General features: G+C 68.0%; 22 protein-coding genes, 1 pseudogene and 1 riboswitch. Of the genes and pseudogenes, 19 read left to right on the top strand and 4 right to left on the bottom strand.

Annotated elements, in window-relative coordinates:
- Positions 1 to 2: 2 nt before the first annotated feature.
- Positions 3 to 656: a phosphoribosylglycinamide formyltransferase gene (gene purN / locus ACDI39_RS10600; protein WP_225788311.1), complete on the bottom strand. Its 654-nt coding sequence runs from the start codon at positions 654 to 656 to the stop codon at positions 3 to 5.
- Positions 656 to 1,714, bottom strand: a complete 1,059-nt coding sequence (purM, locus tag ACDI39_RS10595) for a phosphoribosylformylglycinamidine cyclo-ligase (RefSeq protein WP_225788310.1) — start codon at positions 1,712 to 1,714, stop codon at positions 656 to 658. Before purM ends, purN begins: the two co-directional genes overlap by 1 nt.
- A 301-nt stretch (positions 1,715 to 2,015) precedes the next feature.
- Between purM and ACDI39_RS10590 the strand changes: the two genes are divergently transcribed.
- The 5 genes from ACDI39_RS10590 to ACDI39_RS10570 all read left to right on the top strand — a co-directional run bounded on the left by ACDI39_RS10590 (position 2,016) and on the right by ACDI39_RS10570 (position 6,461).
- The gene (locus tag ACDI39_RS10590) at positions 2,016 to 3,077 is read left to right on the top strand and encodes a DUF2066 domain-containing protein (protein WP_225788309.1); all 1,062 of its coding nucleotides are present in this window, start codon (positions 2,016 to 2,018) and stop codon (positions 3,075 to 3,077) included.
- 12 nt (positions 3,078 to 3,089) lie between these two features.
- Positions 3,090 to 4,163 (top strand): AI-2E family transporter, encoded by a 1,074-nt coding sequence (locus tag ACDI39_RS10585; protein WP_486538609.1) that lies wholly within the window; start codon positions 3,090 to 3,092, stop codon positions 4,161 to 4,163.
- A 150-nt stretch (positions 4,164 to 4,313) separates the two neighbouring features.
- Positions 4,314 to 5,018: a DnaA regulatory inactivator Hda gene (hda, locus tag ACDI39_RS10580; RefSeq protein WP_225788307.1), complete on the top strand. Its 705-nt coding sequence runs from the start codon at positions 4,314 to 4,316 to the stop codon at positions 5,016 to 5,018.
- A 127-nt stretch (positions 5,019 to 5,145) separates the two neighbouring features.
- Complete coding sequence (locus ACDI39_RS10575; protein WP_225788306.1) at positions 5,146 to 5,784, top strand: C40 family peptidase; 639 nt, start codon at positions 5,146 to 5,148, stop codon at positions 5,782 to 5,784.
- A 140-nt stretch (positions 5,785 to 5,924) separates the two neighbouring features.
- Positions 5,925 to 6,461 (top strand): C40 family peptidase, encoded by a 537-nt coding sequence (locus tag ACDI39_RS10570; RefSeq protein ID WP_225788305.1) that lies wholly within the window; start codon positions 5,925 to 5,927, stop codon positions 6,459 to 6,461.
- Between the two features lie 149 nt (positions 6,462 to 6,610).
- Here ACDI39_RS10570 and ACDI39_RS10565 read toward each other — a convergent pair.
- Both ACDI39_RS10565 and ACDI39_RS10560 read right to left on the bottom strand, forming a co-directional pair.
- Positions 6,611 to 7,918, bottom strand: a pseudogene (locus ACDI39_RS10565) (PQQ-dependent sugar dehydrogenase).
- Positions 7,919 to 8,024: 106 nt separating this feature from the next.
- A complete protein-coding gene (locus ACDI39_RS10560; RefSeq protein WP_225788303.1) occupies positions 8,025 to 8,603 on the bottom strand; it encodes a hypothetical protein in 579 nt (192 codons plus the stop codon).
- A 150-nt stretch (positions 8,604 to 8,753) separates the two neighbouring features.
- A riboswitch (cobalamin riboswitch) is annotated at positions 8,754 to 8,976 on the top strand.
- Positions 8,977 to 9,094: 118 nt separating this feature from the next.
- Between ACDI39_RS10560 and cobO the strand changes: the two genes are divergently transcribed.
- The 14 genes from cobO to ACDI39_RS10490 all read left to right on the top strand — a co-directional run bounded on the left by cobO (position 9,095) and on the right by ACDI39_RS10490 (position 21,057).
- On the top strand, positions 9,095 to 9,706 hold the full coding sequence (gene cobO, locus ACDI39_RS10555; RefSeq protein WP_225788302.1) for a cob(I)yrinic acid a,c-diamide adenosyltransferase: 612 nt from the start codon (positions 9,095 to 9,097) through the stop codon (positions 9,704 to 9,706).
- Complete coding sequence (locus ACDI39_RS10550) at positions 9,703 to 10,998, top strand: cobyrinic acid a,c-diamide synthase CobB (RefSeq protein WP_225788301.1); 1,296 nt, start codon at positions 9,703 to 9,705, stop codon at positions 10,996 to 10,998. The genes cobO and ACDI39_RS10550 overlap by 4 nt, the downstream gene beginning before the upstream one ends.
- Positions 10,995 to 11,645 carry a 5,6-dimethylbenzimidazole synthase gene (bluB, locus tag ACDI39_RS10545; RefSeq protein ID WP_225788300.1) on the top strand — a complete coding sequence of 217 codons (651 nt, stop codon included), beginning with the start codon at positions 10,995 to 10,997 and terminating at the stop codon, positions 11,643 to 11,645. Before ACDI39_RS10550 ends, bluB begins: the two co-directional genes overlap by 4 nt.
- Positions 11,642 to 12,550, top strand: a complete 909-nt coding sequence (gene cbiB, locus ACDI39_RS10540; protein ID WP_225788299.1) for an adenosylcobinamide-phosphate synthase CbiB — start codon at positions 11,642 to 11,644, stop codon at positions 12,548 to 12,550. Before bluB ends, cbiB begins: the two co-directional genes overlap by 4 nt.
- Positions 12,543 to 13,535 (top strand): threonine-phosphate decarboxylase CobD, encoded by a 993-nt coding sequence (gene cobD, locus ACDI39_RS10535; RefSeq protein WP_253091472.1) that lies wholly within the window; start codon positions 12,543 to 12,545, stop codon positions 13,533 to 13,535. The genes cbiB and cobD overlap by 8 nt, the downstream gene beginning before the upstream one ends.
- The gene (locus tag ACDI39_RS10530) at positions 13,532 to 14,986 is read left to right on the top strand and encodes a cobyric acid synthase (RefSeq protein ID WP_225788297.1); all 1,455 of its coding nucleotides are present in this window, start codon (positions 13,532 to 13,534) and stop codon (positions 14,984 to 14,986) included. The genes cobD and ACDI39_RS10530 overlap by 4 nt, the downstream gene beginning before the upstream one ends.
- A 1-nt stretch (position 14,987) precedes the next feature.
- Entirely contained in the window at positions 14,988 to 15,509 is a 522-nt protein-coding gene (cobU, locus tag ACDI39_RS10525; RefSeq protein WP_225788296.1) for a bifunctional adenosylcobinamide kinase/adenosylcobinamide-phosphate guanylyltransferase, read from the top strand.
- Positions 15,506 to 16,561, top strand: a complete 1,056-nt coding sequence (gene cobT / locus ACDI39_RS10520; RefSeq protein WP_225788295.1) for a nicotinate-nucleotide--dimethylbenzimidazole phosphoribosyltransferase — start codon at positions 15,506 to 15,508, stop codon at positions 16,559 to 16,561. Before cobU ends, cobT begins: the two co-directional genes overlap by 4 nt.
- Positions 16,558 to 17,127 carry an alpha-ribazole phosphatase family protein gene (cobC, locus tag ACDI39_RS10515; RefSeq protein ID WP_486538603.1) on the top strand — a complete coding sequence of 190 codons (570 nt, stop codon included), beginning with the start codon at positions 16,558 to 16,560 and terminating at the stop codon, positions 17,125 to 17,127. The genes cobT and cobC overlap by 4 nt, the downstream gene beginning before the upstream one ends.
- Before the next feature lies 1 nt (position 17,128).
- Positions 17,129 to 17,869 (top strand): adenosylcobinamide-GDP ribazoletransferase, encoded by a 741-nt coding sequence (locus tag ACDI39_RS10510; protein ID WP_225788293.1) that lies wholly within the window; start codon positions 17,129 to 17,131, stop codon positions 17,867 to 17,869.
- 169 nt (positions 17,870 to 18,038) lie between these two features.
- The gene (locus ACDI39_RS10505) at positions 18,039 to 19,217 is read left to right on the top strand and encodes a glycoside hydrolase family 5 protein (RefSeq protein WP_253081108.1); all 1,179 of its coding nucleotides are present in this window, start codon (positions 18,039 to 18,041) and stop codon (positions 19,215 to 19,217) included.
- 53 nt (positions 19,218 to 19,270) lie between these two features.
- Positions 19,271 to 19,675, top strand: coding sequence for a MarR family winged helix-turn-helix transcriptional regulator (locus ACDI39_RS10500; protein ID WP_225788291.1), 405 nt, complete (start codon positions 19,271 to 19,273; stop codon positions 19,673 to 19,675).
- A 60-nt stretch (positions 19,676 to 19,735) separates the two neighbouring features.
- On the top strand, positions 19,736 to 20,938 hold the full coding sequence (locus ACDI39_RS10495) for an MFS transporter (RefSeq protein WP_225788290.1): 1,203 nt from the start codon (positions 19,736 to 19,738) through the stop codon (positions 20,936 to 20,938).
- Positions 20,935 to 21,057 carry a hypothetical protein gene (locus tag ACDI39_RS10490; RefSeq protein ID WP_262923706.1) on the top strand — a complete coding sequence of 41 codons (123 nt, stop codon included), beginning with the start codon at positions 20,935 to 20,937 and terminating at the stop codon, positions 21,055 to 21,057. Before ACDI39_RS10495 ends, ACDI39_RS10490 begins: the two co-directional genes overlap by 4 nt.
- Positions 21,058 to 21,072 lie beyond the last annotated feature (15 nt).

The following is a 21,072-nucleotide window of genomic DNA, read 5'->3' as shown; positions in this document are numbered from 1 at the left end:
TCCTAGGGTCGAATCAAGTGGCCGCTGGCCGCCAGCGGCTGGCCATCCAGTAATGCACCCTGTGCGCCCAGACGCAAGCGTCCTTCGGCGAACCAGCGCACCGCCAGCGGGTAGATCTGGTGTTCCTGGCGGTGAACCCGCTCAGCCAGGGCCTGCGGCGTGTCATCCGGCGCCACCGGAACCACTGCCTGTACGACCAGAGGGCCGCCGTCGAGTTCCTCGGTGACGAAGTGCACGCTGCAACCGTGTTCGCTATCGCCGGCCTCCAGTGCCCGCTGGTGGGTATGCAGGCCCTTGTACTTGGGCAGCAACGACGGGTGGATGTTGAGCAGGCGGCCCTGGTAGTGACGGACGAAGCCACCCGTGAGGATGCGCATGAAACCGGCCAGTACCACCAGGTCCGGCTCGAAGCCGTCGATCAACGCCATCAGTGCCGCGTCGAAGGCCTCGCGGCCCTCGAAGCCGGTGTGCTCCAGCACGGCGGTGGCGATACCGGCCGCCTGGGCGCGCTGCAGGCCATAGGCGTCGGCACGGTTGGAGATCACGCCACGGATGCGCACCGGGCTGTCTTCGCCGCGGCTGCTGTCGATCAGCGCTTGCAGGTTGCTGCCGGAGCCCGACAGCAATACCACTACGTTGCAGGTCTCGCTCGGCATCAGTGCGCCTTGAGGTTGTGCAGCTCGACCTGGGCAGCGCCGGCCGGGGCCTCGGCGATGCGGCCGATGACCCATGGCTGTTCACCGGCTTCGCGCAGCACCTGCAGGGCGCTGTCGACCTGGTCCTGGGCCACGCAGATGACCATGCCGACGCCGCAGTTCAGTACGCGGTGCATCTCGTGCTCGTCGACGTTGCCTTTTTCCTGCAGGAAGTCGAACACCGCCGGGCGCTGCCAGCTGGCCACGTCGATGATCGCCTGGGCGTTGTCGGGCAGTACGCGCGGAATGTTGTCCAGCAGGCCGCCGCCGGTGATGTGGGCCATGGCCTTGACCGCGCCGGTGTCCTTGATCAGCTTGAGCAGGGGCTTGACGTAGATGCGGGTCGGCGCCATCAGCAGGTCGGCCAGTGGCTTGCCGTCGAGCTGGGTGTTGTCGATGTCGGTAGCGGACACTTCGAGGATCTTGCGGATCAGCGAGTAGCCGTTGGAGTGCGGGCCGGAGGAGGGCAGGGCGATCAGGGCGTCGCCGGTGGCCACCTTGGAGCCGTCGATGATCTCGGACTTTTCCACCACGCCGACGCAGAAGCCGGCCAGGTCGTAGTCCTCGCCTTCGTACATGCCCGGCATCTCGGCGGTTTCGCCGCCCACCAGGGAGCAGCCGGCCAGCTCGCAACCGGCGCCGATGCCGGTGACCACGGTGGCGGCGACATCGACGTTGAGCTTGCCGGTGGCGTAGTAGTCGAGGAAGAACAGCGGCTCGGCGCCGCAGACGATCAGGTCGTTGACGCACATGGCGACCAGGTCCTGGCCGATGCTGTCGTGCTTGTTCAGGTTCAGCGCCAGGCGCAGCTTGGTGCCGACGCCGTCGGTGCCGGAGACCAGAACCGGCTGCTTGTAGCCGGCCGGGATCTCGCAGAGGGCGCCGAAGCCGCCCAGGCCACCCATGACTTCAGGGCGCGCGGTGCGCTTGGCCACGCCCTTGATGCGTTCGACCAGTGCTTCGCCGGCGTCGATGTCTACACCGGCGTCCTTGTAGCTCAGGGAGGGTTGCTTGCTCATTGATCCAGGCCTTTAGGAGGGAGGGATTCGGAAAAACGACCAGGGCGGCCAAGGCCGGCTCGGGGAGCGGCGGCTGCCTGTACGTCACTGGTCTGCGAAGGCGCGCGATTTTATCAGGGTTGCTGTGCAGCGGCCATCCTCAGGCCGACGGGCAGGCCGGGAAATTGGCAAAAACTGGCCGTGGGTGGTTGGCGTGGTCGCTTCTGTATAAGCTGCAAGCTGCAAGAAAAAGCGGGGCGTGCATCGATCTGCCTTTTCTTGCAGCTTTGTAGCTTGCAGCTCACCTGGACAGGAATCCGCCATGCGTTTTATCAATCACCTGGCTGTGGCTTGCCTGGCTCTGGCCGGCACCGTCGCCCAGGCCGAAACCGTTTCCGGGCTCTATCAGGTCCGCGAACCCATCGAGGGGCAGGGCAGCGAAGCGCGCGCCCAGGCCACCGGCAAGGCCCTGGAAACCCTCGTGTTGCGCCTGACCGGCGACCCCAAGGCGGCGCAGAGCCCGGCGCTGGCCGGCCTGCGCAAGGACCCACGGCAGATCATCAACCAGGTCGGCACCGAGGCCGGCCCGCCCGAATCCGTGCTGGTCGAATTCGACCCCGGCAGCACCGAGCGCGCCCTGCGCCAAGCCGGTCTGGCGCTGTGGGGCAGCAACCGGCCGTCGATCCTCGGCTGGTGGCTGAACGACAGCGTCGAAGGCAGCAACCTGGTCGGCGATGGCCAGTCCAGTGCCGGCCCCCTGCGCCGTGCCGCCCAGCATCGCGGCCTACCGCTGCGCCTGCCGTTGGCCGACTTGCAGGAGCAACTGGTGGCCAATGCCAAGCAACTGGAAGGCAATGACCCGGCGCCGCTGCGCGAAGCCTCCGAGCGCTATGGCGCCGATGCCCTGCTGGCGGTGCATGCCCAGGAGACCGACGGCAAGTGGCAGGGCACCTGGCAACTGTGGCTGGGCGAGCAGCGTGAGCGGGGCAAGGCCGAGGGCCCCGACCAGGCGGCCCTGGCCGATGCCGTGATGCTGGCGGTGAGCAGCCGCCTGGCACCGCGCTACGCCACCCGCCCGGGCGCCAGCGGCGAGCTGCAGGTACAGGTACAGGGCATGAACCTGCAACGCTACGCCGAACTCGGCCGCGTGCTCGAACCCTACGGCCCGCGCCTGCGACAGGCCGAGGGCGACACCCTGACCTACAGTGTCACCGGCAATCGCGAGCAACTGCGCGCGCAACTGGGCCTGGCCAAACTGCAGGAACTGCCGGCCGATGCGGTGCCCCCGGCACCCGCCACCTCCGAAGACCCGGCGGCGCAGCAGCCAGGCGCGGCCCAGGCGGCCGCGCCCAAGCCGTTCGATGGCCTGCGGTTTCGCTGGTAGGGAGCGCCGCTCATGACCGATCTACGCCGTTGGGCCTGGCTGGGCGTGGCCCTGCTGGTCGCCGTGCTGTTGTACTGCCTGCACAACATCCTTTCGCCCTTCCTGGTGGGTATTCTCCTGGCCTACCTGGCCGACCCGCTGGTCGACCGCCTGGAGCGCCAGGGCCTGTCGCGGACCTGGGGCGTGGTCGTGGTGTTCAGCTTGTTCACCCTGATCTTCCTGGCCCTGCTGCTGGTGCTGATCCCCATGCTGGCCAAGCAGCTGGTGCGCCTGTACGAGCTGGCGCCGCAGATGCTCGACTGGCTGCAGCACGTGGCCCTGCCCTGGGTGCAGAGCCGCCTGGGCCTGGCCGATGGCTTCTGGAAGTTCGACAAGATCAAGGCCGCCATCGGCGCGCACATGGGCCAGACCACCGACATCGTCGGCATGCTGCTGTCCCAGGCCACCGCCTCGAGCCTGGCGTTGATCGCCTGGCTGGCCAACCTGGTGCTCATCCCGGTGGTGGGCTTCTACCTGCTGCGCGACTGGGACCTGATGATGGCCAAGCTGCGCAGCCTCCTGCCACGCCAGCGCGAGGCGCAGGTGGTGGGGCTGGCCGGCGAATGCCATGAGGTGCTGGGGGCGTTCGTCCGTGGCCAGTTGCTGGTGATGGTCGCCCTCGGCCTGATCTATGCCGGCGGCCTGATGCTGGTGGGGCTGGAACTGGGCCTGCTGATCGGCCTGCTGGCAGGGCTGGCGGCCATCGTGCCGTACATGGGCTTCATCATCGGCATCGGCGCGGCGTTGGTCGCCGGGTTGTTCCAGTTCGGCGGCGAGCTGTACCCCATGCTCGGCATCATCGCGGTGTTCATGGTCGGCCAGGCCCTCGAAGGCATGGTGCTGACGCCGCTGCTGGTGGGCGATCGCATCGGCCTGCACCCGGTGGCGGTGATCTTCGCCATCCTTGCCGGCGGTGAGCTGTTCGGCTTCACCGGGGTGCTGCTGGCGTTGCCGGTGGCGGCGGTGATCATGGTGCTGCTGCGGCATGTGCACGACCTGTACAAGGAATCGGACATGTATGCCGGGGATATCGATCCGCCGTTGTGAACGCAGCGGCGTAGCCCTGGGGAAGCAGGTGCAAGTCATTGATTTTGCTTGCTCTCCAAGCTGCGCCGATTGTGCCGCCCGCGTTGCGGGTATAGACTTTGCACACTGTTCACCAAAGGCCCCCTGTGGTCCTCGCGACCGCCCGCCAGCATGAAACCGATCCAGTTGCCCCTGGGTGTGCGCCTGCGCGATGACGCCACCTTCATCAACTATTATCCGGGCGCCAATGCCGCGGCATTGGGCTACGTCGAGCGGCTTTGCGAGGCCGACGCCGGCTGGACCGAGAGCCTCATCTACCTGTGGGGCAAACAGGGCGTTGGCCGTACCCACCTGCTCCAGGCCGCCACCCACCGCTTCCAGCAACTGGGCGAGCCGGCTGTCTACCTGCCCCTGGCGCAACTGCTCGACCGTGGCGTGGAACTGCTCGACTACCTGGAGCAGTACGAGCTGGTGTGCATCGACGACTTGCACGTGATCGCTGGCAAGGCCGACTGGGAAGAGGCCATGTTCCACCTGTTCAACCGCTTGCGCGACAGCGGTCGACGCCTGCTGCTGGCGGCGTCCAGTTCGCCACGCGAGCTGCCGATCAAGCTGCCGGACCTCAAGTCGCGCCTGACCCTGGCACTGATCTTCCAGATGCGTGGCCTGTCCGACGAAGACAAGCTGCGGGCCTTGCAACTGCGGGCCTCGCGCCGTGGCCTGCACCTGACCGACGAGGTCGGCCATTTCATCCTGACCCGGGGCACGCGCAGCATGAGCGCGCTGTTCGATCTGCTCGAGCGCCTGGACCAGGCTTCGCTGCAAGCGCAGCGCAAGCTGACCATCCCCTTCCTCAAGGAAACCCTGGGCTGGTGAGCCCCCGAAAGTAGCGGGCCAGAGCCTCGAAACGGAAAAGTCACATTTTTTTCGATAAAATTTGCAAATGGCCATGATAGAGGGCATAGTTTCCCCCTTCTAAAGGACTACAGACACGGTCGTGCCCATGCTCAAGCGCTTCGCACCCCTCGTGCCACTTGCACTCGTGAGCCTGCTTTTCGGCTGCGCCACCCAAGGCCCGGTTACCCAACCGCAGGATCAACAGCCCGTCACCGCCCAGTCCGCGGCCATGGCCAAGCCTTCCGCCTCTTCCGTTTTCGCCGAGGAGCCGCTGGCCACCGAGGAAGACCTGGACACTTTTTCCAGCAACGGCAAGCCCTACGAACTGCCGGCCCTGGCCGACAGCATCCTGGAGCGTGGCATGTCGCTGATCGGCACCCGTTATCGCTTCGGCGGTACTTCGGAGAAGTCCGGCTTCGATTGCAGCGGTTTCATCGGCTATCTGTTCCGCGAGGAGGCCGGCCTCAACCTGCCGCGCTCGACCCGCGAGATGATCAACGTCGATGCCCCCAAGGTTGCCCGCAACAAGCTCAAGCCTGGCGACCTGCTGTTCTTCAGCACCAATGGTCGTGGCCGGGTCAGCCATGCCGGCATCTACCTGGGTGACAACCAGTTCATCCACTCCAGCAGCCGCCGCAGCGGTGGCGTGCGCATCGACAACCTCGGTGACCGCTACTGGAGCAAGACCTTCCTCGAGGCCAAGCGCGCCTTGGCCATGGCGCCGACCACGATCTCGCGCAACTGATATCAAAATGCTGTACCCTGCCACGGCGGCGATGCTGAAAAAGCTCGCCGCCGTGCGCATTTACGAAAAGCGTCTAATCTGAATTCTCAACTCTTTTGACTTCGGCTACGGCCGAACGGTCTCGACAGGAAGTTCTGGCCATGGCGATGATGGCGCGCTTCGCACTCCTTTCCCTGGCGGCACTGCTCGCCGCCTGTTCCAGCCGAGCCCCGGCACCTGCGCCGGTGGCCAAGGCCCCCGTTACCTTCAACGCGCAGGCGGCGTCCTCGCCGGTGGCCGACGACGTGCTGTTCCGGGCTATCGGCCTGGTGGGCACGCCCTATCGCTGGGGCGGCAACACGCCGGACGCCGGGTTCGACTGCAGTGGGCTGATCGGCTACGTGTACCGGGATGCGGCGGGGATCAGCCTGCCGCGCTCGACCCGCGAGATGATCGTCATGCGGGCGCCGAACGTGGATATCGGTTCGCTGCAGTCCGGGGACCTGGTGTTCTTCGCCACCAACGGTGGGTCGCAGGTCAGCCATGCGGGGATCTACGTAGGGGAGGGGCGGTTCGTGCATGCACCTTCCACGGGCGGGACGGTGCGCTTGGATTACCTGTCCAACAGCTACTGGGCCCGGGCCTACCTGCAGGCCAAGCGGGTGCTGCCGCCGGGGCACCTGGCGCGCAATCCCTGAGTCCGATGCCCGCCTGCGAAACGGCATCGGGGCTACCTGGCAGCCCCACAGGTTCACCGTTGCCTCAAGATCAGTGGTGAACCTGTGAGGGCGGGCTTGTCGGGGCACGAACCGCCGTGAATGGGCCGGCACAGGCCAGCCCAAGCCCCTCACTGCTCCTTGCTCACCCGCCAGATCACGTTCCCGACATCATCGGCCACCAGCAACCCGCCCCGCTGGTCATTGATCACGCCCACCGGCCGCCCCATGGCCTTGCCCTTGCCATCGAGAAACCCCGTCAACAGGTCGATCGGCTTCCCGGCGGGTTTCCCCTCGGTGCTGAACGGCACGAAGATCACCTTGTAGCCACTGTGCGGCTTGCGGTTCCACGACCCATGCTGGCCCACGAACGCCCCCTGCTCGAACGGCGCCGGCAGCACACCCGGCTGGGCGAAGGTCAGCCCGAGGGATGCGGTATGCGGCCCCACCGCGTAGTCCGGCACGATGGCCTGGGCGACCTTTTGCCGATCCTGCGGCTCGACCCGCCGGTCCACATGCTGGCCGTAGTAACTGAACGGCCAGCCATAGAAGCCCCCGTCCTTGACTCAGGTGATGTAGTCCGGCACCAGGTCGCTACCGATCTCGTCGCGCTCGTTGACCGCCGTCCACAACGCACCGCTGTGTGGTTCCCAGGCCAGGCCGTTGGGGTTGCGCAGGCCGGAGGCGAAGATCCGGTGCTGGCCGCTGGCCGGGTCCACCTCCCAGATCGCCGCACGGCCTTCTTCCTGGTCCAGGCCGTTTTCGCCGACATTGCTGTTGGAGCCCACCGTGACATAGAGCTTCTTGCCATCGGGGCTGGCGATCACGTTCTTGGTCCAGTGGTGGTTGAGCCGGCCGCCGGGCAGGTCGACCACTTTCTTGCCTTCAGCGCGAATCTGCATGGCCCCCGGCTCGTAGTGGAAGCGCAACAGGCGGTCGGTATCGGCCACGTAGAAGTCCTTGCCCACCAGGGCCATGCCGAAGGGTGAGTTGAGCCCTTCGATGAAGGTGGTGCGAATTTCCGCGACGCCATCACGGTCAGCGTCGCGCAGCAGGGTGATGCGGTTGGCGCTGGGTACGCCGGCGCCGGCCCGTTTCATCACCTGGCCCATGACCCAGCCACGGATTCCCTTGCCGTCGTCGGGCTTGGCCGGGGCGTTGGTCTCGGCCACCAGCACGTCGCCGTTGGGCAGCACGTAGAGCCAGCGGGGATGATCGAGGTGCTCGGCGAAGGCCACCACCTGGGTGCCGGTCGCCGACGTGGGCTTGGCGCCCTCCGGCCAGCCGATCGCCGGGGCGATGTTGACGGTCGGGATCAAGGTCTTGTTCGGCTCGGGCAGTTGCGGGGACGGTCCCGATCCGTCGCTGACGTCCAGGCGCGCGGATTCTCCGCAGCCGCCGAGGCTGACGGCCAGGGCCAGCAGTAGCGCGATATGCATCCTGTCCATGCTCGGGTCCTCGTGGGGGCTCATGTGGAATCAGAGCGACGGGCCACCGTCGAGGTTCAACTTGTCGGTAGGGCGCATTCGGCTAGCTGGGCCCCGCTCAGGCCTGCTTGAGCAGCAGCGCCACGCCGGGAAAGTACTGCGCCGCTTCATTGTGCAACTTGCGATAGGCGTAGGGAAAATACCAGGCGATGGCGCAAGCGCTGTGCTTTTGCAGGTCGTCGACCAGGTCCTGCAACTCCTCGGGGCTGGCATGCTGGCCGGCTTTCCACGGGCTGACGAACAGGGCGCCGACCTTGAGTTGGCTGGGATAGGCGATCTGCCGGGCGAGGGCGGCGGTTTCCTGCACAGCCGTGCTCAGGTCCAGGCGGGCGATGCGCGGCCAGCGCTGGCTGGCGCGCAGGTGGACGCTGTCTTCCGAGGTGCTGATGGACAGGTCGCAGCGGCCCTCGCGCTCGCCCTCGTCACGTTGCTTCTTGCTCATGGACTGTTCCAGCGCCACCAGTTCGGCCTGCCAGGCCGCGGCCGCGAGCAGGCCGGTGTTGGCCGCGGTGCCATGCCAGTACGGGGCTTCGTTGTCGCCATGGACCTGGTTGAAGCGGTCGATGCATTCCGGCCAGCGCTCCAGCGCCGGGCGCAGGAACTCCAGGCGCGGGTTATTGATGATCAGGCCTTGCATGCTGCGCTCTCCTGTCGTTGTGATCGCGTTCAGCGAAAATTGATGTCTATGTGATATCACTGCTTTCAGTTTGTTACAAGCGGCCGGATCGGCCATTGATCCAGGCCAGATCGGCCTCGTTTCATTGACGCTCCGGGTGCAACCCTCTAACCTTCGCGGCGTGTTTCAGGTGCTCTGCCAGCCGAGGCTGGGCAGGGTGAAACTGGGAAGCCGGTGGGCGCCAGCAAGGCGCGATTCCGGCGCTGCCCCCGCAACGGTAGGTGAGTCGAGGACCGCGCAGGGCCACTGGATGCAGGCATCCGGGAAGGCGCGCGGCCCATGGGCCCAGGCCCTGCTCACGAGCCCGGAGACCGGCCTGTCACTGCCAACGGCATCACGGAGGGTGATGCGCGGTGCACCGTGGCGTCCGCCATGGCCCCTGCGCGTTCTCCGTCTGCCCGCCTATCGACCTGTCGTCGCCCATCCGTGCCGACAGCCTGCGGAGAACCCTGATGAGCGAATCCACCGAACGCGACGAACGCCACCTGGCGCGCATGCAGCGCAAGAAGGCGATCATCGACGAACGCATCGCCAACGCGCCCAACGAATGCGGCTTGCTGCTGGTGCTCACCGGCAACGGCAAGGGCAAGAGCAGCTCGGCCTTCGGCATGCTTGCCCGGGCCCTGGGCCACGGCCTGCAATGCGGCGTCGTGCAGTTCATCAAGGGCCGCAACAGCACCGGCGAAGAGCTGTTCTTCCGGCGCTTCCCCGAGCAGGTGCGCTACCACGTGATGGGCGAGGGCTTCACCTGGGAGACTCAGGATCGCCAGCGCGACATCGCCGCCGCCGAGGCGGCCTGGGCGGTTTCGCGCCAACTGCTGCAGGACCCGGGCGTGCAGTTCGTGGTGCTCGACGAGCTGAACATCGCCCTCAAACACGGCTACCTCGACCTCGACCAGGTGCTCTCGGACATCCAGGCCCGTCCGCCGATGCAGCACGTCATCGTCACGGGCCGTGCCGCCAAGCCGCAGATGATCGAGCTGGCCGATACCGTCACCGAGATGGGCATGGTCAAGCACGCCTTCCAGGCCGGCATCCGCGCGCAGAAGGGCGTGGAACTATGAGCCGACCCCGGCATTGTCCGGCGGTGCTGATCGCAGCACCGGCGTCCGGCCAGGGCAAGACCACGGTCACCGCCGCCCTGGCGCGCCTGCACCGCAACCTCGGGCGCAAGGTGAGGGTGTTCAAGTGCGGGCCGGATTTTCTCGACCCGATGATCCTCGAACGGGCCAGCGGTGCACCGGTGTACCAGCTCGACCTGTGGATGATCGGCGCGCAGGAAAGCCGCCGCCTGCTCTGGGAAGCGGCGGGCACGGCCGACCTGATTCTTATCGAGGGGGTCATGGGGCTGTTCGACGGCACACCGTCGAGCGCCGACCTGGCGCGTCACTTCGGTGTACCCGTGCTGGCGGTGATCGATGGCACAGCCATGGCCCAGACCTTCGGCGCCCTGGCCTTGGGCCTGGCACGCTACCAGCCGGACCTGCCGTTCGCCGGGGTGCTGGCCAACCGCGTCGGCAGCCTGCGCCATGCGCAACTGCTCGAGGGCAGCCTGACCGAGGGCCTGCGCTGGTACGGCGGGCTCTCCCGCGAGCGTGGCATCGAGCTGCCCAGCCGCCACCTGGGGCTGGTCCAGGCCAACGAGCTGAACGACCTGGACCTGCGCCTGGACGCCGCGGCCGAGGCCCTGGGCGCCAGTTGCGACGCCACGCTGCCGCCAGCGGTGGCCTTTGCCGAACCCGACCCTATCGCCCCCAGGCCGTCGCTGGCCGGTGTGCGCATCGGCGTGGCCCGTGACGAAGCCTTCGCCTTCACCTATGGCGCCAACCTCGATCTGTTGCGCGAGCTGGGCGCCGAACTGCGCTTCTTCTCGCCCTTGCACGACCGGGAACTGCCCACGGTAGACAGCCTTTACCTGCCAGGGGGCTACCCTGAGCTGCATCACCAGGCCCTGGCGGCCAATGCCCCTCTGCTCGAGGCGATCCGCGCCCATCACGCCCAGGGCAAGCCGCTGCTGGCCGAGTGCGGTGGCATGCTCTACCTGCTCGAGGCCTTGACCGACGTGGCCGGTGAGCGCGCCACGCTGCTCGGCCTGCTGCCGGGCGAAGCGGTGATGCAAAAGCGCCTGGCGGCCCTGGCGCTGCAGGCTGTGGAACTTCCGGAAGGGACCCTGCGCGGGCATACTTATCATCACTCCCTGACCAGCACCCCGCTCGAACCGATCGCCCGCGGCCAAAGCCCCAACGGCGGTCGTGGCAACGAGGCGGTCTATCGCCAGGGACGACTGACGGCGTCGTACATCCACTTCTATTTCCCCTCCAACCCTGACGCGGCGGCGGCGCTGCTGCGGCCATGAGCGAACACGCCTTCAGCGACGCCGAGCGCGCCGCGGTCTACCGGGCCATCGGCGAGCGCCGCGACATGCGCCATTTCATCGGCGGTGAGGTAGCGCCAGCGCTGCTGGCCCGCCTGCTGGCCGCCGCGCACCAGGCGCCGAGCGTCGGCCTGATGCAGCCCTGGCGCTTCATTCGCATCAGCCGACGCGAGCTGCGTAGGCAGATCCAGGCGCTGGTGGAGCAGGAGCGCGTGCGCACCGCCGAAGCCTTGGGCGAGCGCTCCGACGCTTTCATGAAACTCAAGGTCGAAGGCATCCACGACTGCGCCGAAGTGCTGGTGGCGGCGCTGATGGACAACCGCGAGGCGCACATCTTCGGCCGCCGCACCCTGCCGGAAATGGACCTGGCCTCCCTGGCCTGCGCGATCCAGAACCTCTGGCTGGCGGCGCGCGCCGAGGGCCTGGGCATGGGCTGGGTGTCGCTGTTCGAACCGCAGGCCCTGGCCCAACTGCTGGGCATGCCCGCTGGCGCCAAGCCGGTGGCGGTGCTGTGCCTGGGGCCTGTGGCGCAGTTCTATGCCGGGCCGATGCTGGTGCTGGAGAACTGGGCCGAGGAGAAGCCCTTGGGCGAGATGCTGTACGAGAACCAATGGGGAGAACGGCCATGAGCGTGGCCCTGCTGACCGTGGCCGGCGTGGCCCTCGATGCGTTGCTGGGCGAACCCCGGCGGCGCCATCCGTTGGTGGCCTTCGGCAACCTGGCGTCGCGCCTGGAGCAACGCCTCAACGCCGGCGGGCGCGGCTGGCGCAGCCACGGCGTGAGCGCCTGGTGCCTGGCGGTGGTGCCGCTGACCCTGCTGGCGCTGATCCTGTCCTGGCTGCCCTATGTCGGCTGGCTGGTGGACGTGCTGGCGCTGTACTGCGCCCTGGGCCTGCGCAGCCTCGGCGAGCATGTGCTGCCGGTGGCCGAGGCCCTGCGGCGTGGCGACCTGGGCGCGGCCCGGCAGCGGGTGGGCTACCTGGTCAGCCGCGAAACCCGCGAGCTGGACGAGCCCGCCGTGGCCCGGGCGGCCACCGAGTCGGTGCTGGAGAACGGTAGCGATGCGGTGTTCGCCGCGCTGTTCTGGTTCGTCGTCGCCGGTGCCCCAGGCGTGGTGCTGTATCGCCTGAGCAATACCCTCGATGCCATGTGGGGCTACCGTAACCAACGCTTCGAGCGCTTCGGCTGGGCCGCGGCGCGCATCGACGATGTACTCAACTACCTGCCCGCCAGGTTGGTGGCGCTGACCTACGCCCTGCTCGGCAAAACCCGACTGGCCCTGGCCTGCTGGCGTCAGCAGGGGCCCCAGTGGGACAGCCCCAACGCCGGCCCGGTGATGGCCGCCGGCGCCGGTGCCCTGGGCGTGGAGCTGGGCGGCCCGGCGGTGTACCACGGCGAACTGCATGTGCGTGCGCGCCTGGGCGAAGGGCCGGTGGCCGACGCCCAGGCCATCGAGCGCGGCTGGAGCCTGGTGCAGCGCGGTGTGTGGCTGTGGTTGCTGGTGATCTGCCTGGGAGCCTATCTGAATGCTTGAACATGGTGGCCGACTGCTGCGTGCGGTGCGGCAGTACGGTATCCCCCGGGAGCAGTGGCTCGACCTGTCCAGTGGCATCGCCCCGTGGCCCTATGCGATTCCAGCGATCCCATTGGAGGCCTGGGCACGCCTGCCCGAGACCGAGGACGGCCTGGAGCAGGCGGCGCGCACCTACTATGGCGCCAGCGCGCTGTTGCCGGTGGCCGGTTCCCAGGCGGCGATCCAGGCCTTGCCCTACCTGCGCCCGGCAGGCCGGGTCGGTGTGCTTGCGCCGTGCTATGCCGAGCACCCGCATGCCTGGCGGCGGGCAGGGCACGCACTGGTCGAGTTGGATGACGCCCAGGTCGAAGACAGCCTCGACAGCCTCGATGTGCTGGTGCTGGTCAACCCCAACAACCCGACCGGGCGGCGACTGCCCCGCGAACGCCTGCTCGGCTGGCATGCCCGTCTGGCGCGGCGCGGTGGCTGGCTGCTGGTCGACGAGGCCTTCATGGACAACACCCCCGCCGACAGCCTGGTCGATTGCGCCGCGCGCCCTGGGTTGATCGTGCTGCGCTCGTTCGGCAAGTTCTTCGGCCTGGCAGGCGTGCGCCTGGGTTTCGTGATGGCCGAGCCACCCTTGCTGCAGCGCCTGGCCGAAGCGCTTGGCCCCTGGAGCATCAGCGGCCCGACCCGGGTGCTGGGGCAGGCCTGTTTCAGCGAGCGATCGGCGCACCCGGCGCAAATTGCCCGCTGCGCCCAGGCCAGCCAGCGCCTGGCCGCCTTGCTCGAGGCGGCTGGCCTGCCTGCGGCGGGTGGCTGCGACCTGTTCCAATACGTGCGCACGCCGCACGCCGCCCACCTCCATGACTTTCTCGCCCGACGCGGCATCCTCGTGCGCCTGTTCGAGCAGCCGCCGGCGGTGCGCCTGGGGCTGCCCGCCAGTGCCGCACACGAGCAACGCCTGCGCCAGGCGCTGGCGGACTACCAGAAGGAATCGGCATGACCACGCTCATGGTGCAAGGCACCACCTCCGATGCCGGCAAGAGCACGCTGGTCACCGCACTGTGCCGCTGGCTGCTGCGCCAGGGCATCGGCGTGGTGCCGTTCAAGCCGCAGAACATGGCGCTCAACAGCGCGGTGACCGCCGACGGTGGCGAGATCGGCCGCGCCCAGGCGGTGCAGGCCCAGGCCTGCCGGCTGGCGCCGCATACCGATATGAACCCGGTGTTGCTCAAGCCCAACAGCGACACCGGCGCCCAGGTGATCGTCCACGGCCGTGCCGTCACCAGCATGAACGCCGTCGCCTACCATGACTACAAGGCCATCGCCATGCAGGCCGTGCTGGCTTCGCACCAGCGTCTGCGCGCAGCCTACCCGGTGGTGATGGTCGAAGGCGCGGGCTCGCCGGCGGAGATCAACCTGCGGGCCGGCGACATCGCCAACATGGGCTTTGCCGAAGCGGTGGACTGCCCGGTGATTCTGGTGGCCGACATCAATCGCGGCGGGGTCTTCGCCCACCTGGTCGGTACCCTCGAGCTGCTGTCGCCGAGCGAGCAGGCGCGGGTCAAGGGGTTCGTCATCAATCGCTTCCGTGGCGACATCGCCCTGTTGCAGCCGGGCCTGGACTGGCTGGAGCAGCGCACCGGCAAGCCGGTGCTGGGCGTGTTGCCCTACGTCAGCGACCTGCACCTGGAGGCCGAGGACGGCATCGACGTGCGCCAGGCCGCCAAGGGCGAGCGGGTGCTCAAGGTGATCGTCCCGGTGCTGCCGCGCATCAGCAACCATACCGACTTCGACCCGCTGCGCCTGCACCCCCAGGTGGACCTGCAGTTCATCGGCCCGGGCCAGCCTGTCCCACCCGCCGACCTGATCATCCTGCCCGGCTCCAAGAGCGTGCGCGGCGATCTGGCGCAACTGCGCGAGCGTGGCTGGGACACCGCCATCGCTCGCCACCTGCGCTATGGCGGCAAGCTCATCGGGATCTGCGGCGGCCTGCAGATGCTCGGCCACGCCGTGCATGACCCGCTGGGCCTGGAAGGGGCGGCGGGCTCCAGCCCGGGGCTTGGCCTGCTCGACTACGTCACCGTGCTCGAGGCCGACAAACAATTGCGCAACGTCTGCGGCACCTTGGGCCTGGAGCAGGCGCCTGTCGCGGGCTACGAAATCCATGCTGGCGTCACCCGTGGCCCGGCCCTGGAACACCCGGCCGTGCAACTGGCCGATGGCCGTTGCGACGGTGCCGTCAGCGCCGACGGGCAGATCCTCGCCACCTACCTGCATGGCCTGTTCGAAGGCAGCCAGTCGTGCGCCGCGCTGCTGCGCTGGGCGGGCCTGGAAGATGCCGAGGCCATCGACTACGAAGCCTTGCGCGAACGTGACATCGAGCGCCTGGCCGACCTGGTGGACAAGCACCTGGATACCGCGCGCCTGCGCCAGCTTTGTGGAGTCGCCTGACATGCGCAACCTGATCCTCGGCGGCGCCCGCTCCGGCAAGAGCCGCCTGGCCGAGCAACTGGCCACTGCCTGCGGCCTGCCGGTGACCTACATCGCCACCAGCGAGCCGCTGGATGGCGAGATGAACGAACGTGTCCGCCTGCATCGCCAGCGCCGTCCTGCGCAATGGGGGCTGATCGAGGAACCCCTGGCCCTGGCCGCCGTGCTGCGGGCCGAGGCCGCCGAAGGGCGCTGCCTGCTGGTGGACTGCCTGACCTTGTGGTTGACCAACCTGCTGATGCTCGACGATGAACGACGCCTGGCCCAGGAGCGTGACGCGCTGCTCGACAGCCTGGGGACGCTGCCCGGAACGCTCATCCTGGTCAGCAACGAAACCGGTCTGGGCGTGGTGCCCATGGGCGAGCTGACGCGCCGTTACGTCGACCAGGCCGGCTGGTTGCACCAGGCCGTGGCCGAACGCTGCGAGCGCGTAGTGCTGACCGTGGCCGGCCTTCCCCTCATGCTCAAAGGACCCGCTCTATGAACCAGCCCTGGTGGCGCGATGCCTGCCAACCCTTCGACACCGCCGCCATGGAGCAGGCCCGTGCGCGCCAACGGCAACTGACCAAGCCTGCCGGCTCGCTCGGCCAACTGGAGGACCTGGCGGTGCACCTGGCCGGTTTGCAAGGGCGCGAGCGGCCGACCCTGGAGCGGGTCGCCATCACTGTCTTCGCGGGCGACCATGGCGTGGTGGAGGAGGGGATCTCCGCCTACCCGCAGGCCGTGACCGGGCAGATGCTGCGCAACTTCGTCGGTGGCGGCGCGGCGATCAGCGTGCTGGCGCGGCAACTGGAGGCACGCCTGGAAGTGGTCGACCTGGGCACCATCGAGCCCGACCTGGAACTGCCAGGCGTGCACCACCTGCGCTTGGGCAGCGGCACGGCGAACTTCGCCCGTCGCCCGGCGATGACCGAGGTACAGCTAGGTGCCGCTTTGCAGGCCGGCCGCGACAGCGTGCGACGTGCCAGCGAGCAGGGCGTGCAGTTGTTCATCGGTGGCGAGATGGGCATCGGCAACACCACGGCCGCCGCCGCCCTGGCCAGCGTCTTGCTGGGGTGCCCGGCACGCGCGCTCAGTGGCCCGGGGACCGGCCTGGACAGCGCTGGCGTGCGCCACAAGGCCGATGTGATCGAGCGCGCCCTGGCATCGCACGGGCTGCGCGCGGACGATCCACTGCAGGCCCTGGCCTGTGTCGGTGGTTTCGAGATCGCGGCCCTGGCCGGTGCCTACCTGGCCTGTGCCCAGCAGGGCGTGGCGGTGCTGGTGGATGGCTTCATCTGCAGCGTTGCTGCCCTGGTGGCGGCGCGCCTGAATCCCCAGAGCCGCCCCTGGCTGCTGTTCGCCCACCAGGGGGCCGAACCCGGTCACCAGGCCGTGCTGGAGGCTCTCGAGGCACAGCCGCTGCTGGCCCTTGGCTTGCGCCTGGGCGAGGGCAGCGGTGCGGCGCTGGCGGTGCCATTGTTGCGCCTGGCCTGTGCCCTGCACGGGCAGATGGCGACGTTCGCCGAGGCGGCGGTGGCGGACCGTCCGGCATGATCCTCGACATGTTGCGTCACGGCGAGACCGAACGGGGCGGGGGCTTGCGCGGCAGCCTCGACGACCTCCTGACCGAGCAGGGCTGGGCGCAGATGCGCGAGGCCGTGGCCCAGGCCGGCCCGTGGGATGCGCTGGTCAGTTCGCCGCTGCGCCGCTGCGCGCAGTTCGCCGACGAGCTGGGGGCACGGCTGGGTTTGCCGGTGCAACTGGAGGCCGGTGTGCGCGAGTTGCATTTCGGTGACTGGGAAGGGCGCAGCGCGGCGCAGATCATGCAGGACCAGGCCGATGCCCTGGGGCGCTTCTGGGCTGATCCCTATGCCTTCACGCTGCCTCGGGGCGAGCCGGTGAGCGCTTTTGCCGAGCGGGTCCTGGCTGCCCTCGATGGCCTGGGGCGGCAGCATGCCGGCAAGCGGGTGTTGCTGGTCACCCATGGTGGCGTGATGCGCCTGCTGCTGGCCCAGGCCCGTGGTTTGCCGCGCGAGCAACTGCTGCAGGTGGAGGTTGGGCACGGTGCTTTGGTGCGTCTGGCCCTGGGCAGCGACGGCCGGCTACAGGAGCGCTGCTGAGATGTCGCCGTTCTGGATTGCCCTGCAGTTTCTCAGCAGCCTGCCGGTACGCCTGCCGGGCATGCCGGCACCTCGGGAGGTGGGGCGGTCGCTGTTGTACTACCCGCTGGTAGGCCTGTCGTTCGGCTTGTTGCTGTGGTTGGCCAGTCATCTGTTGCAGGGCACGGCGGCGCCGCTGCACGCGGCCTTGCTGCTGGTGTTGTGGGTCGTGCTCAGTGGTGCCCTGCACCTGGATGGCCTGGCCGACAGTGCCGACGCCTGGCTGGGCGGTTTCGGCGATCGCGAGCGTACCTTGCGGATCATGAAGGATCCGCGCAGCGGCCCGATCGCCGTGGTGACCCTGGTGCTGGTGTTGCTATTGAAGTTCTGTGCCCTGTGGGTGCTGGTGGAAAGAGGCGCGGGAGTCATGCTGGTGCTTGCGCCGGTGGTGGGGCGAGCTGCCTTGCTGGGGTTGTTCATGACCACGCCCTATGTGCGTCCGGGCGGTCTGGGGCAGGCTCTTGCCGAACACCTGCCCAGGCGTGGGGCGGGATGGGTGCTGTTGGCCAGTGCCGGGTTTTGCGTGGTCGTTGGCGGGTGGCGCGGGCTGGCCATGCTGCTGCTTGCAGCGCTGGTGTTCGCCTGGTTGCGTCATGTGATGTGCCGGCGCCTGGGCGGTACCACCGGCGATACGGCGGGGGCGATGCTGGAGATACTGGAACTGGCGGTGGTGCTGGGGGTGGCACTGTTGCCGGTCGGTTAAGGCTTTGGCTGCCATCTGGGGCGCGAAGCGGCCCCAATGGGCCGGTCCAGACACCCGGCGACCTGAAGGCAACCTCTTGCTGTAATGTCTGGCAACCCTTTGGTAACTGCTTCCCTGTGCAACCGGGCGTATCCTCGGCCGCCACTGCAACCGGCCAGGGAGGCCTCCCATGCGTCACTGGATACTCGCCAGCCTGCTCGCGCTGGCTACCCTGCCAGCCACGGCAGCCGATCTGATCGGCTTCTGGAACAGCCCTCGCCATGGCGGCAACAGCTTCAACCGCCTGCCCCCTGACCAAGCCTATTTCGAAGCCCTGCGCGGCTACGGCGCTACCTGGGTGCGGCTGTCCTACGACAAGTGGCGGCCCGAGAAACGCGATTTCCTGCTGGGCAACGCCGATGCCTACCAGGGCCTCGCGGCAGCCGACCTGGCCCAGCTCAGGGCTGTCCTGGACCGCGCCCACGCCGCAGGCCTCAAGGTCGTGATCGCGCCCCTCTCGCTGCCCGGCATGCGCTGGGCGCAAAACAACGAAGGCCAGTTCGACGATCGCCTCTGGCAGGACAAAGGCTATTGGACCCAAGCCGCCAACTTCTGGCGTGACCTGGCCCAGGCACTCGGCGACCACCCGGCCATCGCCGCCTACAACCTGGTCAACGAGCCGGCACCGGAAAAGCAGGGCGGCCTGCCCGAGCATGCCGATCCGCTGCGCATGAAGCAGTGGTACCAGCAGGTGCAGGGAGGCGCGCGCGACCTGCCTGCCCTCTATCGGCAACTGATCGCAGCGATCCGCGAAGTCGATGCCACTACCCCGATCATGGTCGACGCCGGCTGGTACGCCGCGGCCGATGCGTTCAGCTATTGGCCGGCCCCCCTGGCGGACGAGCGCGTGCTGTACAGCCTGCACATGTACGAACCCTACTCGGCCACCAGTGCGCCGAACATGGCCCGCCAAGCGCCCATCGCCTACCCAGGGCCCGCGCCCTTTGCGGGGCGCTCCGAGCCATGGGGGGCGAGGCGGGTGGCGCAGTACCTGCAGCAGCCGCTCGACTGGATGGCCATGATGAAACTGCCACGTTCGCGCCTGGTGGTTGGCGAGTTCGGTTGCATGCGCCGCCTGCCTGGTTGTCGGCAGTACCTGGAGGATGTACTCAGCGTGCTGGACCGTCAGCAGGTGCACTGGGCCTTCTACAGTTTCCGCGAAGACAGCTGGGATGGCATGGACTACGAACTGGGTTCGGCCAAGGTGCCCTGGCGCTATTGGCAGGCGATCGAACAGGGCGCGCCGGATCCGCTGCCGCGCAAGGCCACGGCTGAATTCGAGCCGATCCGTAGCCGCTTGGCCCGCTGATCGAGATGTGAAATGTCTTGCAACATTCAATGTGCGGGTATATACACGCATTCATGTTGACCAGCGAATGCCTCTGTACCCACCTGCGTCGTGCCGCCCGCGGGGTGAGCCGGCACTATGACGAAGCCCTTGTCGGTTTCGGCATCAATGTCGCCCAGTTTTCCCTGCTTCGCCACCTGCAGCGGCTCGACCGCCCCAGCATCACGTCCCTGGCCGAAGCCATGGGGCTGGATCGCAGCACCCTGGGCCGCAACCTGCGGGTGCTGGAAGCCGAAGGTCTGGTTGCCCTGGCCGAGGGGGACGACCAGCGCAATCGCCTGGTGCTGTTGACCGAGGCGGGCAAGGCGCGGCTGCAGGCGGCCCATCCGGCCTGGGAGCGGGCCCAGCGGCAACTGGTCGAGCGGTTGGGGGAAGGGCAACGGGACGCACTGGTGCGGTTGCTGGAGCGCCTGGCCTGATTCACACACCAGAAGCGGGCAGCTACCCGCCTCAACCTTGCGATGCGCAGGAGAACGACAATGACTTCGGTATGGCGAACCAGCGGATGGATTCTACTGGGGGCGGCGTTGATCCTGGCGCTGTCGCTGGGCGTGCGGCACGGTTTTGGCCTGTTCCTGGCGCCAATGAGCGCCGATTTCGGTTGGGGGCGCGAGGTGTTCGCCTTCGCCATCGCCCTGCAGAACCTGATCTGGGGGCTGGCCCAGCCTTTCGCCGGTGCCCTGGCGGACCGCCTGGGCGCGGCGCGGGTGGTGATCATCGGCGGCATCCTCTATGCCGCGGGCCTGATGCTGATGGGCATGGCCGACTCGGCCTGGTCGCTGTCGCTGAGCGCCGGCTTGTTGATCGGCATCGGGCTTTCGGGAACGTCCTTCTCGGTGATCCTCGGCGTGGTGGGGCGTGCCGTACCGGCGGAAAAGCGCAGCGTGGCCATGGGTATCGCCAGCGCGGCCGGCTCCTTCGGTCAGTTCGCCATGCTGCCCGGCACCCTGGGGCTGATCCAGTGGCTGGGCTGGTCGGCGGCATTGCTGGTACTGGGCCTGCTGGTGGCCCTGATCATCCCGCTGGTAGGGATGTTGCGGGATCGCCCGCTGCCCAGCCTCGGCGCCGAGCAGACCCTCGGCCAGGCCTTGCGCGAGGCCTGCTCGCACAGCGGTTTCTGGCTGCTGGCCCTGGGCTTCTTCGTCTGTGGTTTCCAGGTGGTATTCATCGGGGTGCACCTGCCGGCCTACCTGGTGGATCAGCACCTGCCGGCCAGTACCGGCACCACCGTGCTGGCGCTGGTCGGGCTGTTCAATATCGTCGGTACCTACACCGCAGGCTGGCTGGGTGGGCGCATGTCCAAGCCGCGCCTGCTCAGCGCGCTGTACCTGCTGCGTGCTCTGGTGATCGTGCTGTTTCTGTGGGCGCCGGTGACCGAGGTCAGTGCCTACCTGTTCGGCATCGCCATGGGGCTGTTGTGGCTGTCCACGGTACCGTTGACCAATGGCACCGTGGCCACGGTGTTCGGCGTGCGCAACTTGTCCATGCTCGGCGGCATCGTCTTCCTGTTCCACCAGTTGGGCGCTTTCCTGGGGGGATGGCTGGGCGGCGTGGTGTATGACCAGTCCGGCAGCTACGAGCTGGTCTGGCAGATCTCGATCCTGCTCAGCCTGCTGGCGGCCGCGCTCAACTGGCCGGTGCGCGAGCGGCCCGTCGCGCGCTTGCAGGTGCAGGCCGCATGAACCGCTACCTGGCCCGCATCCTCTTGGTGGCGGGTGCGGCAGTGCTCCTGGCGCTGGTGTGGTGGGGCTGGCAACTGGGCGGGTTGCGGTTGATGCAGCTGGGCATGAGCGTTTGTTAGGCGCTACCCTGCAAG

It is taken from the genome of Pseudomonas sp. Tun-23181, assembly GCF_057415455.1.
Note: the sequence above shows the minus strand (reverse complement) of the source record. Positions and strands in the feature narration are given on the sequence as shown.

Bases quoted from the DNA above. Each gene is read 5' to 3' on its own strand.
- purN (WP_225788311.1), bottom strand. From the start codon at position 656: ATGCCGAGCGAGACCTGCAACGTAGTGGTATTGCTGTCGGGCTCCGGC.
- purM (WP_225788310.1), bottom strand. From the start codon at position 1,714: ATGAGCAAGCAACCCTCCCTGAGCTACAAGGACGCCGGTGTAGACATC.
- ACDI39_RS10590 (WP_225788309.1), top strand. From the start codon at position 2,016: ATGCGTTTTATCAATCACCTGGCTGTGGCTTGCCTGGCTCTGGCCGGC.
- ACDI39_RS10585 (WP_486538609.1), top strand. From the start codon at position 3,090: ATGACCGATCTACGCCGTTGGGCCTGGCTGGGCGTGGCCCTGCTGGTC.
- hda (WP_225788307.1), top strand. From the start codon at position 4,314: ATGAAACCGATCCAGTTGCCCCTGGGTGTGCGCCTGCGCGATGACGCC.
- ACDI39_RS10575 (WP_225788306.1), top strand. From the start codon at position 5,146: ATGCTCAAGCGCTTCGCACCCCTCGTGCCACTTGCACTCGTGAGCCTG.
- ACDI39_RS10570 (WP_225788305.1), top strand. From the start codon at position 5,925: ATGGCGATGATGGCGCGCTTCGCACTCCTTTCCCTGGCGGCACTGCTC.
- ACDI39_RS10560 (WP_225788303.1), bottom strand. From the start codon at position 8,603: ATGCAAGGCCTGATCATCAATAACCCGCGCCTGGAGTTCCTGCGCCCG.
- cobO (WP_225788302.1), top strand. From the start codon at position 9,095: ATGAGCGAATCCACCGAACGCGACGAACGCCACCTGGCGCGCATGCAG.
- ACDI39_RS10550 (WP_225788301.1), top strand. From the start codon at position 9,703: ATGAGCCGACCCCGGCATTGTCCGGCGGTGCTGATCGCAGCACCGGCG.
- bluB (WP_225788300.1), top strand. From the start codon at position 10,995: ATGAGCGAACACGCCTTCAGCGACGCCGAGCGCGCCGCGGTCTACCGG.
- cbiB (WP_225788299.1), top strand. From the start codon at position 11,642: ATGAGCGTGGCCCTGCTGACCGTGGCCGGCGTGGCCCTCGATGCGTTG.
- cobD (WP_253091472.1), top strand. From the start codon at position 12,543: ATGCTTGAACATGGTGGCCGACTGCTGCGTGCGGTGCGGCAGTACGGT.
- ACDI39_RS10530 (WP_225788297.1), top strand. From the start codon at position 13,532: ATGACCACGCTCATGGTGCAAGGCACCACCTCCGATGCCGGCAAGAGC.
- cobU (WP_225788296.1), top strand. From the start codon at position 14,988: ATGCGCAACCTGATCCTCGGCGGCGCCCGCTCCGGCAAGAGCCGCCTG.
- cobT (WP_225788295.1), top strand. From the start codon at position 15,506: ATGAACCAGCCCTGGTGGCGCGATGCCTGCCAACCCTTCGACACCGCC.
- cobC (WP_486538603.1), top strand. From the start codon at position 16,558: ATGATCCTCGACATGTTGCGTCACGGCGAGACCGAACGGGGCGGGGGC.
- ACDI39_RS10510 (WP_225788293.1), top strand. From the start codon at position 17,129: ATGTCGCCGTTCTGGATTGCCCTGCAGTTTCTCAGCAGCCTGCCGGTA.
- ACDI39_RS10505 (WP_253081108.1), top strand. From the start codon at position 18,039: ATGCGTCACTGGATACTCGCCAGCCTGCTCGCGCTGGCTACCCTGCCA.
- ACDI39_RS10500 (WP_225788291.1), top strand. From the start codon at position 19,271: ATGTTGACCAGCGAATGCCTCTGTACCCACCTGCGTCGTGCCGCCCGC.
- ACDI39_RS10495 (WP_225788290.1), top strand. From the start codon at position 19,736: ATGACTTCGGTATGGCGAACCAGCGGATGGATTCTACTGGGGGCGGCG.
- ACDI39_RS10490 (WP_262923706.1), top strand. From the start codon at position 20,935: ATGAACCGCTACCTGGCCCGCATCCTCTTGGTGGCGGGTGCGGCAGTG.